Genomic DNA, 14,348 nt, shown 5'->3' on the forward strand with positions numbered 1-14,348 from the left:
ATACAAAGAAATACATAAAAAATAAGAAAGAGGTTGATGTAGCAGTTGTTGACGGGGAAATTGAGGTTGAAAAATGTTGAATAATAAATAACTAAAAATATGAAAGCGAAACTTACAAAATTCAGAGTGCAAAACTTCCGCTCAATTGAAGATTCGGGTTGGATAGATGCAGAAAATGTTACCTGCCTTGTAGGTACTAACGAATCAGGGAAAACCAATTTATTACTTGCTCTTTGGAAGTTAAACCCTGCTAATAATGAACCAATAGCCCCATTAATAGACTATCCGAGAAAGAAATATCACAATTATAGTAGCACTAAAGGCGAAGAAATCTTCATTAGTGCACAATTTGATTTTGATAGTTTAGTAGCTGAGAAATTGTCTCAAACAACTGGGTGGCACCAAAGTTTGGTTAAGGAAATCGTTGTAAGCCGAAAATACAATGGGGATTATGAATACCAGTATTCACAGAATAAACTATCTTCTTTTGATGGTAAGGATTTATTGAGGGTATTTGAGTTGCTGCTTGATAAATTTAACGATTCTGAATTGCAGTCAAAAGAGGAAAAAACAGATTTAGATAAAATTAATAGTTTTATTGAATCGGAGAAAAGTAAAATTGTTTCAGATAAAAATTATTCACAATCTGATATTATTCAGATTAAAAACTCCTTTGAGCAGTTTTTGGAAACTAACTATAAAAGGAAGGTAAACATAAACGCTTTCTTCACCGATAATTTCTTTAAAGAAGTAAAAAAGGTAATAAAGGCGTTTGATGATAACGGAATTAAAATTACCACAGAATGTATTGATATCATAAAAGACAATCTTCCCACATTTGTTTATTATTCTGACTATGGTAATCTGGATTCTGAAATTTATTTACCACATGTAATTGATAATTTTAACCGAACAGATTTAGGAGAAAAAGAAAGAGCTAAAGCGAGAAGTTTAAAAGTGCTATTTGAGTTCGTAAAGCTATCTCCCGAACAAATATTACAACTAGGAAAAGAAGCTTTGCCAATTAGAGTTATTGAACATACAACAGATCACTACGGACGAAAAACCAAGACAGGAGAACACATTGAGGAGGCAAAAGATAAAGATATTGAAGAAGAGAGCAGAAATAAAAAAGAAAGAGGAATTCTTTTGCAGTCTGCATCCACAACTCTAACCCAAGATTTTGCTTCATGGTGGAAGCAAGGAAAATACATTTTTGATTTTCAGGCTGATGGAAATCATTTTAGAATATGGGTAAGCGATGATAAACGACCTGAAAGAATTGAGTTGGAAGGAAGAAGCAAAGGTTTACAATGGTTCTTTAGCTTCTTTTTGGTCTTTTTGGTAGAAAGTAAAGATTCTCATTCCAACTGTATATTGTTATTGGATGAACCTGGTATTTCGTTACACCCAGTTGCTCAGATGGATTTAATAGCTTTTTTCAATTCATTGGCGAATGAAAACCAACTGATTTATACAACACACTCACCGTTTTTAGTAAGTACCAATAATTTGAGTGGCGTTCACGCTATGTATATTGGGGACAATGGGGAATCTGTTGTGTCAAGCGATTTAAGAGCCAACAAGAAAATTTCGGAAAAATCTATATATCCGATACATGCTGCAATTGGAATTACTGTGTCTGACACTTTACTCATTGGTTGTCAGCCTGTTTTAGTGGAAGGGGTTTCAGATCAAATATATCTTCAGCAAATCAAAAAATATGTATTGGCAGAAGGAAAATATAAAAATGATAAAGAAGTTGTATTTATCCCTACAGGAGGAGTAAAAGGGATGTCACCAGTCGTTAAAATTCTGTTAGGTAGAGAAGACAATTTGCCTTATGTCATTATGGATTCCGATAAACCTGGTAAAGATAAGATCAAACAATTGCATAACGGCTTATATGCAGAGGAAAAAGAAAAAGTGATTCCTGTTTCGGAATTTATCGGAGAGGGAGAATTTGAAATAGAGGACTTAATGCCATTAGATGAATTAGCAAGGATATTTGCCAAGCAATATCGCAGGGTAAATAGTGAAGATGAATTTGACTATTTGTATGATAAAAATGCACCGATCGTTAATCAGATGGAGGCGTTTGCAAAAAATAATGGTTATACACTCACTGAAGGTTGGAAGGTAGATTTGGCAAAAGAATTTCAGAGAAATTTTGAGAGAATTGTTACCCGATGTGGAGATGATGTTAAAGAAAGATGGCTCAAACTTATTGAAAAGGTTACTTCATGAAACCAAAAACTCAATATATATGCCACGTAAAGAAAGACATGTAGTTCCAAACTCCGAAAAAGGTGGTTGGGATTCAAAAAGAGAAAATGCAGAAAGAGCTTCCAAGCATTTTGACACCAAAAAGGAAGCAATGGATTGGAGCCGTGAAAAAGCAAAACAGGAAAAATCTGAATTGATACCACATGGAAAAGACGGAAAGATTCAGAACCCAAACAGTTATGGGAAAGACCCTAATCCGCCAAAGGATAAAAAAAGACAATAAAGTAAAATCTGCATGATATAGGTGATTGCTTTATTGTGCAAAACAAAGATTGAATCATGGCATATCAAATACCACAACTTCCGTTGGATTTCGATTTAGAAACCAAGGCCATTCTAAAAAAAACGGCTGCTGCACGCAGTGCATTGGCCGAGATGAAAGGTGCTGCCCTGAGCATTCCGATATAATTATGGCGTCATGTGTAAAAAAAAAGTTCAAAACCGATATATGACAAATGTAACATGTAAAGAAAATCGCTCATTTCTATACATATCATTTTAACTTATCACTTATCACTGAATAAAATGGACACACCCAGTTTTAAAGAAGACCATATCAGTCAGATTCCGGCATTGCAAATGCTGGTAAACCTGGGCTATACCTATCTCAGCCCGGCTGAGGCCGAGCGGCTCAGAGGTGGCAAAACAACCAACGTGCTGCTGGAAGATGTGCTACGCAAACAGCTGAAAGAAATCAACAGCATTCGGCTTAGCGCTACCAAGACGAGCCTGTTCACCGATGAAAATATTGAACGGGGCATCCTGGCGCTGAAAAATCTGCCCATGAATGAAGGGTATATAGCTGCCTGTGAAAAGGCCTACAACTTGCTCACTTTAGGCCAGCCCCTGGAGCAGAGCATTGACGGGGACAAAAAGAGTTTTACACTCCTATATATCGACTGGAAAAACATCCACAACAATGTTTTTCATGTTACCGAAGAGTTCAGCGTCATGCGCAGCACCAGCAAAGACCATTACCGACCGGATCTGGTGTTGTTTGTGAACGGTATTCCGTTTTGCATCATTGAGTGCAAGCGTCCGGATATGAGAGAACCGCTCAAGCAGGCGATTAGTCAGCATTTACGTAGCCAACAGGAAGATGGGATCAGAAGCTTATATGTATATGCGCAACTGATCTTAAGCATTGCCACACAGGATGCTGCCTACGCTACCAATGCAACACCCGAAAAATTCTGGGCGAAATGGCAAGAGAAATTTGAAGAAAGTGAAAAGTTAAAAGAGTACAATGAAAAGTTGAAGATACTCAAAAACAAACCACTTCCGATTTCTATAAAGGAACATTTGTTTTCTGACCGGTTCAAATACGTTCGGCAATATTTTGATGCTTTGGAGCAGGAAGAAATTCTTCCCACAGAGCAAGACAAATACCTCTTTGGATTGTGCCGCCCCGAACGATTAATGGATCTGGTTTTCAATTTCATTTTGTTTGACAATGGGGAGAAAAAAATTGCCCGCTATCAACAGTTTTTTGCCATCAAAAAATCCATGCATCGCATCAGGCAAATAGAAAATGGCAAGAGAAAGGGCGGCGTAATCTGGCACACCCAGGGGAGCGGTAAATCATTAACCATGGTGATGCTGGCACAGGCTATTGCCATGGAGCCCAGCATCCGCAATCCAAAAATTGTTCTGGTAACCGACAGAACCGATTTGGATGATCAGATTACCAAAACTTTTAGAAAGTGTGGCAAGTTCGTAGATAATGCTACCACAGGACAGCGATTGGTGGAACTACTGGAAAGTAAAAGCGATGCGGTTGTTACCACCATCATCAATAAGTTTAATGCAGCTGTCAAGAAAATTAAAAAGCCACTCGAAAGCCATGACATCTTTGTATTGGTAGATGAGGGGCACCGGAGTCAGTACGGCATCTTTAACCTTGACATGCAGAAAACCTTGCCCAATGCATGCTACATTGCGATGACCGGAACTCCGCTTTTCAAAAAAGATAAAAGCACGGCTGCCAAATTTGGGGGAATCATTGATGCTTACACAGTGGAACAGGCTGTTAGTGACCAGGCAGTTGTACCGCTACTTTATGAAGGACGCCTGGCCATACAGGAAGTAAACGCAAGTCCCATAGATACATTCTTCGAAATGGTTTCTGAGCCCCTGACGGAATATCAAAAAGCGGACATTAAAAAGAAATTTGCTCGTTATGATCACCTGAATTCAGCCGAACAAAAGATGCGGATGATTGCCTGGGACATCAGCTATCATTTCCGGAACAACTGGCAAGGCAAAACTCCTTTTAAAGGTCAGTTGGTTTCTGATAAAAAAATAAATGCGATAAAATATAAAGAGTACCTCGATGAAATCGGTATTGTAACAAGCGAGGTGTTGATTTCACCTATTGACGAACGAGAAGGAGAAGAAAGTGCGTATGAAAAATCATCGGAAAAGGTAAATCAGTTTTGGAAACGAATGATGGACGAACATGGTAATGCCCGGAGTTATGAAAAGAATATCATCAATCGTTTCAAGAACCAAAAGGACCCCGAGATTATCATCGTGGTGGATAAGTTGCTAACGGGATTTGATGAGCCCAAAAACACCGTTCTGTACCTCACACGCAATTTACTGGGTCACAAACTCCTGCAGGCTATTGCCAGGGTTAATCGGATTTATCCGGATAAAGATTTCGGTTACATCATTGACTATTATGGTGTGATTGAAAATTTGGATGATGCTTTGCAGATGTACTCTTCATTTGAAGATTTTGATGAAGAGGATTTGGTAGGAACACTTACCAATATTTCGGAAGAAATTAAAAAACTACCGCAAAAGCATTCAGACCTTTGGGATATTTTCAAAACGATAGCCAACAAACGGGATGCAGAAGCATATCAGCAATTATTAAAAGATGAAGCAATACGAGTTTTATTTTACGATAAATTGGCTGCCTTTGCCAAGAGTTTAAAGCTTGCTTTGTCTTCTATTCAATTTCACAAAGACGTTGAGGAAAAAACCATCAACCGTTACAAAGAAGATTTGACCATGTTCTTGAAACTACGTTTGGCAGTAGTGGAAAGATACAGTGATGAAATTGACTACAAACAATATGAAGGTCAAATTCAAAAACTGATTGACACACACATTACCACAGAGAAAATTGAAACCATCACAGAACTGGTAAACATATTTGACAAGGATAAATTTCAGCAGGAAGTAGAAAACACAACCGGAAAAGCAGCAAAAGCGGACAAGATTGCCAGCAGAACAGCCAAGCACATCACCGAGAAAATGGATGAAGACCCTGCTTTTTACAAGAAGTTTTCGCAAATGCTGAAAGAAACCATTGCTGACTATGAAGCCAAACGCATCAGCGAAGCACAATACCTGAGCAGAGTTCAAGACATCATGAACAATGTTTTGGCTCATACCGACAATGATATTCCTGAACAATTGAATGAGAGAGATGTGGCCAAAGCCTTTTATGGATTGACATTTGAGGCACTATCTGAAAAGATTCAAGATGATGCGGTATGTAAAGAAATCGCAACGCAAGCAGCTTTACAAATTGACGACCTGATTCAAGCTTCAGTATTGGAAAATGGCAAACCGATTGTTGACTGGCAATACAAAACGAATATCACCGGAAAGTTGATCATTGAAATTGGCGATTATTTAATTGATGAAGTACGGGACAAATACAATGTGGACTTGTCATTTAAAGACATGGACAAGATTGCCGAAGATTGTATTGAAGTGGCTAAAATCCGTTACAAGTAATGACAGCAGCTATACAATATGGAAGTAGAACAATAGATTTTCGTTTGGAGTATTCAGACAGAAAATCACTTGGCATTACTGTAACACCCGAAATGGAAGTGTTAGTAAAAGCTCCAGCTGATACAAGCTTAGAAAAAGTGAAAGAGAAAATTAGAAAAAAAGCACCTTGGATAATTAAGCAGCAAAGCTTCTTTCTTTCCTTTCAGCCAAAGACACCAAGCCGAAAATACATTAGCGGAGAAACCCATCTATATTTAGGCAGACAGTACCGTTTACAAATTCAAATTGGTAAAGAAGAATCAGTAAAACTAAAAGGGAAATTCATTTTAGTTACAGCAAGCGAAAAATCAAGAGCTAAAGATTTATTGTATGACTGGTACTTGCAACATGCAAGGGCAAAGTTTCATGCCATCGCAACACCACTTATTGAAAAATTCAAGAAGCATAAAGTAGAACCAAGTTCAATTGTGTTGCGTGACATGCCTACACGTTGGGGAAGCTGCACTCCGAAAGGAAAAATCATCTTAAATCCTGAATTGATTAAAGCACCAAAAGGCTGCATCGAATATGTAATCATACACGAACTTTGTCATTTAATTCATCATGGCCATACACAGAAATTTATAGATTTACAGACAAAGGAAATGAAAGACTGGGAAAAGTGGAAAATGAAATTAGAAAAACTATTAGCATGAGCCTACACGCAAAAGCACACACATTTGCAAGCCGCGCAAGACCAAGCACAGACCAAATCTTGCAAAAGAGTGTGCTTTTCGCCAACCCCAAAAGAATTGCGAAGCAATCACGAGCACCTATGAAAACCAGCAATATGCGAGTAAATTCATTTTTTTCTTCCCTCCCTTCGGTGTTTTATTTTTTCGCCACCCACAACCGACACAAAAACAGTTGGACAGAAACAGCGAAAACCCATACTGGACAAGGCTTGACAATGACGGAGGACAGAAGGCCAGCTTGTAACAGCGTGTATGTGGCAATAGCGGGTGAACTGGTAAATCGAAGCTCTGTACTTTTAAGAAACTTTGTGCTAATCGGACAGGTAAGTGCTTCTAATCCGCTACTGCACATACACGCAAACCGGATTCAGTTAAGTTAAGTAGCTTTTTTATCAGGTCCTTAGTGACCTGATTCTCGGCATTCTACGCTTTCACTTTTTAGATAGTTTGTCTAAACCCTGCGGTTTAACAGTAATTAACTACAAAATATAATTTGTTAACTACCCGGTATTTTTTCCATACTAAAAGACTCAATTATGTATTCCGCTTCATCAAAAGAGTTTACGTCCATCATGGCTGATCTGAAAGAGGCTGCTCCTGGAAAATCAGAAAGATAAATCTTAAAAAACCTTTTCAGGATTGGGAAATGCCTGCCTTCACCCCAGGCCTTTTTAAACAGATCCAGGTGTAACCTAAGGGCTTCAGTTCTTTCCTTTATCCCAATGTCGATGTTGAATGGGTAGAACAGCCATGGATTTCTGAATATCCCTCTACCAAACATAATACCGTCAGTACCATATTTTGCAATCTTTTCATTAGCCTCTTCAAGGGAACTGACGTCTCCATTTCCTATAAGCTTGATATCGGGAGCTATTGCATTACGCAAGCCTACAGCTCTTCCTATCTCATTCCAGTCGGTTTCACCTTCAGACATCTGCTTCTGAATCCGTCCGTGGACTGTAATTGCATCCAAAGGCTGGCTAAGTAGATAGGAGATCCACCTTTCTGTATCTTTGTACTTAAACCCAATTCTGGTTTTTACACTCAGAGGTAAGGTGAGACTCTCTCTTGCTGCAGCTATTATCTCCCCGGCCTGAGTTTCTGAATCAATCAGTGCTGATCCACTGCCATGGGCTACAACATTCTTTACCGGACAGCCCATATTGATATCTATAGCATCAAAGCTGTATTCTTCCTCAATATACTTTAGTGCAGAACTGAACTTTTCAGGATCATTACCCCAAACCTGTGCAATAAGTTTAATCCCCAGAGTGTCGAGCAATTCACGCTCGCTGTCAGAGACCTTCAGACGGTAGCTTACTTTTTCCCTGCCAACAGGATGACAAAGTCCATCAACTGAAGTGAACTCAGTAAAAAGAATGTGGGGCAGACCAGGCGTTGAAATCCGCATAACCAGTTCCCTGAAAGCAGTATCAGTTACATCCTCCATTGGAGCTAGCATATAAAGCGGACCCTTAAGATCCTTCCAAAAATTACCGCTGCTTAGCATGCCTTTTCCCTCTTTTCTCCAATTACAGGTCGCAATTGGTTAAGTTGCTTTCTGTATTCCTTTTGGTGCCATGGGAAGCTCTTCATATTTGTATAGCATTCTTCACTGCAGCATCCTCCGTATTTTTCAGCACACTCGCTGCACTGAATTACTAGTTCATGGCAGGGATCATACCTACAATTCACATGCGTATCGCAAGGCTTTCCGCACTGATAACACTTACCCAGGACATGATCAGTAACTCTTTCTCCAAGTCGCTCGTCAAATACAAAATTCTTCCCTATAAAGCGTGACTCAAGGCCCTTCTGCCTTATCTCTGACACATAGGCTATAATACCACCGTGAAGCTGGTTTACGTCACTGAATCCGTGATGCTTGAGCCATGCGCTTGCCTTTTCGCAACGAATACCTCCGGTACAATAAAGTAGTATCTTTTTGTCTTTTTTGTCAGCCAATGTTTCTACAACATCTTCAAGTTCCTCACGGAAGGTTTCAGCATCCGGACAAATAGCATTTTCAAAACGGCCGACCTCACTTTCATAATTATTGCGCATATCTACAACAACTACATCTTCCTTCTGCGAAAGTTCGTGAAACTCAACAGGGGATAAGTGCTTTCCAACGTTTGTTACATCAAATGCACCATCCTCCAGTCCGTCGGCTACTATCTTGGGCCGTACACGTACAACTAACTTTATGAATGAGTACTTCGACTCCTCAATAGCCCATTTCAATGGCATATCCTGCAATTCGCAAACCGATTGCAGATATTCTAAAAAAGCATCAATATTATGTTCTGGAACATTCATCTGTGCATTTATTCCCTCATGGGCAACATAGATACGTCCTAGACAGGATAAACTGTCAAGGGCAAGATACAATTGATCCCTGAACTCTTTGGGATTCTCAATGTTTACATAGCGGTAAAAAGAGACAGTACGACGTCTGAATGATTCCGCCTGTAATCTTGCAAGCAGGACTTCCTTACTGTATTTATTATGGAGTTTCATTTGACTAAATTTTTGGCAAAGATAGAAAAAGGACAAATACATCCGAAATCCAGGTGTAATGTTGAGGGTTTTTGAACCACCAGCCAAACTGATTGTTTTTATTCAACAAGATGGCGTGATCCCTTCCTGCCGCTGTAGTCATGGCTGATTCAAACGGCTTTACTAAGGGTCACGCCATTTTTCATTGCTCTAAATTTGCAATTTTTTCTTAAATATAGAGGAGCTACAGATAATTTTACCATCTTTACCCTCTAATATTAAGACTGCTGTAAGTCATTGGCAGCAGGTCAGGAGAGACAGTAATGAAGATTAGGTCTGAAATAAACTACATTACACTTGTAGGGTTGTCGTTGAGCGTCGCTCTTGCTGCCGGGCATTCTCTGCCTGCAGATGCTGTAGTTTTATGCAGACATAATGCATTTGTATACCTGGTTTCCGATTGCAATCCTTATGAGGCTTTCTTTTCAAATTATTCAGCTATCACTGCAACTGTCTCAGACCTTGACGAGAGGAAGGGATATACAAGGCTGAATAGAGAGTCATCATTACCTGATGGATTCAGAGCAATTAAGCTGGTAGTCAGACCTGAAATAAAGCGAAATCTGCAGCTTGAAAAACTAGTTGTTGATTGTGATTTTCAACCGCTTTATCATGCAGGACTTTATTTTAGTAAGATTCCATCTGTTATAACACCTGGCAGCTATGGCTGGTCAGCCATAGCTTTAACATGTATCCCGGTGAGAGCCGGCCCCTCTACTGACTTGTGTTTTGCAATTCTTGCATAACATCTTCATTTTGTTTTAATTGTTAACAATGCCGGAACTGATTCCGGATATTTCATGTGTTATTTAATCCACTGATAATATGAGTATCGTAGGTAATATACTGTCAATGTTTCTGGGCAATAAGTCGGAAAGGGATATGAAGGAGTTAAAGCCCTTTATCGAAAAGATACATGCCGTTTACCCTGGTATTAGTAGTCTTTCAAATGATGAACTGCGTGCCCGTTCAGCAGCCCTCAGACAAATAATTGCTGCATCTTATGCTGAAGACCAGGCCAGGATTGATGAACTTAAAGCCAGTGTTGAACAAACTCCTGACATCTCTCAGAGAGAAAAGATTTATGAAGAGATTGACAGGCTTGACAAAGATATCAAGGAAAAGATAGAGAACGCTCTCAATGAAGCTCTTCCTGAGGCTTTTTCCATAGTGAAGGAAACTGCACGACGCTTTGCTGAAAGCAAGGAAATAGAAGTTACTGCCAATGATTTTGACAGGGATCTGGCTACAAAATATGACTTTGTTACTATCTCTGGAGATAAGGCGGTGTACAAAAATTCATGGATGGCCGGAGGTAACATGGTTACCTGGGACATGGTACACTATGATGTTCAGCTGATTGGTGGTGTGGTCCTTCACCAGGGAAAAATTGCTGAGATGGCAACCGGTGAAGGTAAGACTCTTGTAGCTACCCTTCCTGTATTTCTGAATGCATTGAGTGGTCGTGGGGTTCATGTTGTAACGGTCAACGACTACCTTGCAAAACGTGACTCCGAGTGGATGGGACCAATTTATATGTTTCATGGTCTCAGTGTTGACTGTATTGATAAACATCAACCAAACTCCCCGGAACGTCGTAAGGCATATCAGGCAGATATAACCTTTGGTACAAACAATGAATTTGGTTTTGACTATCTGCGTGATAATATGGCTGTATCGCCTGACGATCTGGTACAGCGCATGCACAATTATGCAATCGTCGACGAGGTTGACTCAGTGCTTATCGATGATGCACGTACTCCTTTGATTATTTCAGGTCCGGTACCCAAGGGTGATGATCAGCTCTTTGTTGAACTGCGTCCCAAGGTTGAAAAGCTTGTTGAAGCACAGCGCAGGTTAACTACACAACTGCTAGCCGATGCAAGACAGAAATTAAAATCAGATGATTCCAAGGAACAGGAGGATGGTTTCCTACTGCTGCTTCGTTCATTTAAAGGTATGCCCAAAAGCAAACCTTTGATTAAGTTCCTTAGCGAACCCGGAATGAAGGCAGGAATGATCAAGATGGAAAACTTCTACATGCAGGAGAACAATAAGAATATGCATGTGGTTACAGATCCTCTGTATTTTGTAATTGATGAGAAGACAAACTCAGTTGAACTTACAGAAAAGGGTATAGACCTTATAACTGATACGTCTGAGGATTCAAATTTCTTTGTGCTTCCGGATATTGGTTCCGAACTGGCTACACTTGAGAAAGAAAATCTAAGTGATGAAGAAAAGCTCCAGAAGAAAGAGGAGCTGATGCAAAGCTATTCTATTAAGTCTGAGCGCGTACATACCATCAACCAGTTGCTCAAGGCCTACACAATGTTCGAAAAGGACGTTGAATACGTGGTTATTGACAACAAGGTCAAGATAGTGGATGAACAGACCGGACGTATAATGGAGGGCAGACGGTACTCTGACGGTTTGCACCAGGCTATTGAGGCAAAGGAAAGAGTAAAGGTGGAAGCTGCTACACAGACCTATGCTACAATTACCCTCCAAAACTACTTCAGGATGTATCATAAACTCTCCGGTATGACCGGTACTGCCGAGACAGAAGCAGGTGAGTTTTGGAACATCTACAAGCTGGATGTAGTGGTTATCCCGACCAACCGACCTATACAGCGTGCTGACCTTGACGACAAGGTATATAAGACAAAAAGAGAGAAGTACAATGCAGTAATTGAAGAGATAGTTGCTTTGGTAAATGCAGGCCGACCTGTCCTTGTTGGTACTACATCTGTGGAAGTTTCCGAACTCTTAAGTCGCATGCTTAAGTTGAGGGGAATCTCTCACAATGTGCTGAATGCTAAGTTACACCAGCGTGAGGCAGAGATTGTTGCAGAGGCCGGTAAGAAAGGAGTAGTAACAATTGCAACAAATATGGCCGGTCGCGGTACCGACATCAAGCTGAGTGACGAGGTAAAGGCTGCAGGAGGTCTTGCAATCGTAGGTACTGAAAGGCATGAATCACGAAGAGTTGACCGTCAGTTGAGAGGTCGTGCAGGACGTCAGGGAGACCCGGGTTCTTCACAATTCTTTGTATCACTTGAGGACGACCTGATGCGTTTGTTTGGCGGTGACAGGCTAATAAAGACTATGGACCGTCTGGGTCTTGAGGAAGGAGAGGTGATACAGGCAGGCATGATTACCAAGTCCATCGAGAGAGCTCAAAAGAAGGTTGAAGAAAACAACTTTGGTATACGTAAGCGACTTCTTGAATATGACGACGTAATGAATGCCCAGCGTGAGGTAATATATACAAAGAGACGTCGCGCATTGTTTGGAGAACGTATGCATGTTGAGATCTCCAATATGATGTTTGATACTGTTGAAAGCGTTGTTGCAGACTTCAAAGATTCTGGTGATGTTGAGTTACTGAGAATGGAACTGATTCGTCTGTTTTCTGTTGAATGTCCCTTTGAAGAAGAAGAACTACATGAGATAAAAGCCAATGAGCTTACAGAAAAGCTTTATGAACTTGTTTGGGATAGATATACAAGAAGGAGGGAGCAAATTGGCAAACAGGCATATCCGGTGATAAAGAATGTATTCGAGACCAAGGGCGAGCTATACGAAAACATAGTAGTACCGATTTCTGATGGTCATAGAATATTCCATATTACTGTAAATCTCAAGAATGCATATGAAAGCGAAGGTCTTGATCTTGTAAAGGCATTCGAGAAGGCAATAATGCTTATTACTATTGACGAAGCATGGAAGGAACACCTAAGGGAACTGGACGACCTTAAGCAGGCTGTTCAGAATGCCTCATACGAACAGAAAGATCCGCTGTTGATATATAAGTTTGAGTCTTTCAACCTGTTCAAGACCATGATAGACAAGAACAACAAGGCCATTGTTGCTACATTGTCAAAGGCTCATATTCCTGTAAGAGACCCAAATCAGGTAAGACAGGCTGAACAAAGGCGCAGGGTTGACCTATCTGCACTCAGAACCCAGAAGGATGATCCTGGGGCTGGAATACCTGGAACTTCAAGAGCTCAGCAAGCTGAGAATCAACCCAGACCACAGGTAGTGCAACCTGTGAAAGCTGAAAAGAAGGTTGGAAGGAATGATCCATGCCCATGTGGAAGTGGAAAGAAATACAAACAATGTCACGGAAAACTTGAATAAGCTAACCATATTATGTTTATTTTCAATTACATAACCTGGGCTCCGGACCCGGCACTTTTTTCACTAGGACCAGTAGCAGTACGCTATTATGGCTTGTTCTTCGCTATTGCATTTATTCTAGGTTACTATATTGCCGAGAAGATGTACAAGCGCGATAACGCACCACAGGAATGGCTTGACAAGCTTTTCATCTTTGTGATGGTTGCTACTATTATTGGAGCCCGAATGGGACACGTAATATTTTACGGCTGGGATTATTATTCTACTCATCCGGAAGATATTATTAAGGTATGGGAAGGCGGTCTGGCTAGTCATGGAGGCGCTGTGGGAATACTGGTAGCCGTTTTCATGTACTCAAGATTTGTAACCAAACGTTCCATGCTCTGGACACTTGACAAGCTGGTAGTTCCGGTAGCCTTGGGTGCTACTTTTATAAGGCTTGGAAACCTGATGAATTCAGAGATAGTCGGAAGCGTGACAACAGTACCCTGGGGCTTCGTTTTCCTAAAGGCGCACGGTTTGGACGACCCTACACTTCCAAGACATCCTGCTCAGCTATATGAGGCTTTATGTTATCTGGGTATCTTTATACTGTTGATGTATATGTATTGGAGACGTAATGCATCTGAAAGACCAGGACTGATGTTTGGCACTTTGCTTACAAGTGTTTTTGGCTGCCGTTTCCTTATTGAGTTTGTCAAGGAAAACCAGGAAGCCTTTGAAGACAGTATGCTTCTGAATATGGGACAGCTTTTAAGTATTCCTTTTATTATATTGGGTATTTACTTTGTAAATAAAGCACTTAAGAGTCCAAAGGTTGAGACACTTATAATTGAAAACAGAAGAGAACGACGCAATAAGAAATAGTAG

At 40.3% G+C, this 14,348-nt stretch carries 10 protein-coding genes; 8 read left to right on the forward strand and 2 right to left on the reverse strand.

The window, feature by feature from the left end; genetic code table 11:
• Window positions 1-99 precede the first annotated feature (99 nt).
• The 5 genes from M9189_RS07100 (at window position 100) to M9189_RS07115 (ending at window position 6,734) form a co-directional block, all read left to right on the forward strand.
• Complete coding sequence (locus M9189_RS07100; RefSeq protein WP_250721991.1) at window positions 100-2,247, forward strand: AAA family ATPase; 2,148 nt, start codon at window positions 100-102, stop codon at window positions 2,245-2,247.
• Between the two features lie 19 nt (window positions 2,248-2,266).
• Window positions 2,267-2,509 carry a DUF2188 domain-containing protein gene (locus M9189_RS07105; protein ID WP_250721992.1) on the forward strand — a complete coding sequence of 81 codons (243 nt, stop codon included), beginning with the start codon at window positions 2,267-2,269 and terminating at the stop codon, window positions 2,507-2,509.
• A gap of 56 nt (window positions 2,510-2,565) precedes the next feature.
• Complete coding sequence (locus M9189_RS12890; protein WP_256469212.1) at window positions 2,566-2,694, forward strand: hypothetical protein; 129 nt, start codon at window positions 2,566-2,568, stop codon at window positions 2,692-2,694.
• 117 nt (window positions 2,695-2,811) lie between these two features.
• Complete coding sequence (locus M9189_RS07110) at window positions 2,812-6,039, forward strand: type I restriction endonuclease subunit R (RefSeq protein ID WP_250721993.1); 3,228 nt, start codon at window positions 2,812-2,814, stop codon at window positions 6,037-6,039.
• The gene (locus M9189_RS07115; RefSeq protein ID WP_250721994.1) at window positions 6,039-6,734 is read left to right on the forward strand and encodes a M48 family metallopeptidase; all 696 of its coding nucleotides are present in this window, start codon (window positions 6,039-6,041) and stop codon (window positions 6,732-6,734) included. The genes M9189_RS07110 and M9189_RS07115 overlap by 1 nt, the downstream gene beginning before the upstream one ends.
• Before the next feature lie 535 nt (window positions 6,735-7,269).
• Here the strand turns inward: M9189_RS07115 and M9189_RS07120 are convergent.
• Together M9189_RS07120 and trhO are read right to left on the reverse strand one after the other, a co-directional pair.
• Window positions 7,270-8,283, reverse strand: a complete 1,014-nt coding sequence (locus M9189_RS07120; protein ID WP_250721995.1) for a tRNA dihydrouridine synthase — start codon at window positions 8,281-8,283, stop codon at window positions 7,270-7,272.
• Window positions 8,277-9,293 carry an oxygen-dependent tRNA uridine(34) hydroxylase TrhO gene (gene trhO, locus M9189_RS07125; protein ID WP_250721996.1) on the reverse strand — a complete coding sequence of 339 codons (1,017 nt, stop codon included), beginning with the start codon at window positions 9,291-9,293 and terminating at the stop codon, window positions 8,277-8,279. Before trhO ends, M9189_RS07120 begins: the two co-directional genes overlap by 7 nt.
• A 302-nt stretch (window positions 9,294-9,595) precedes the next feature.
• Here trhO and M9189_RS07130 point away from each other — a divergent pair, with 302 nt between their 5' ends.
• The 3 genes from M9189_RS07130 (at window position 9,596) to lgt (ending at window position 14,345) form a co-directional block, all read left to right on the forward strand.
• A complete protein-coding gene (locus M9189_RS07130; RefSeq protein WP_250721997.1) occupies window positions 9,596-10,078 on the forward strand; it encodes a hypothetical protein in 483 nt (160 codons plus the stop codon).
• A gap of 79 nt (window positions 10,079-10,157) precedes the next feature.
• Window positions 10,158-13,478: a preprotein translocase subunit SecA gene (secA, locus tag M9189_RS07135; protein WP_256469213.1), complete on the forward strand. Its 3,321-nt coding sequence runs from the start codon at window positions 10,158-10,160 to the stop codon at window positions 13,476-13,478.
• Between the two features lie 12 nt (window positions 13,479-13,490).
• The gene (gene lgt, locus M9189_RS07140) at window positions 13,491-14,345 is read left to right on the forward strand and encodes a prolipoprotein diacylglyceryl transferase (protein ID WP_250721998.1); all 855 of its coding nucleotides are present in this window, start codon (window positions 13,491-13,493) and stop codon (window positions 14,343-14,345) included.
• Window positions 14,346-14,348 lie beyond the last annotated feature (3 nt).

Origin of the sequence: Xiashengella succiniciproducens (assembly GCF_023674465.1) — a bacterium.
Taxonomy (GTDB): Bacteria; Bacteroidota; Bacteroidia; order Bacteroidales; family Marinilabiliaceae; genus Geofilum; species Geofilum succiniciproducens.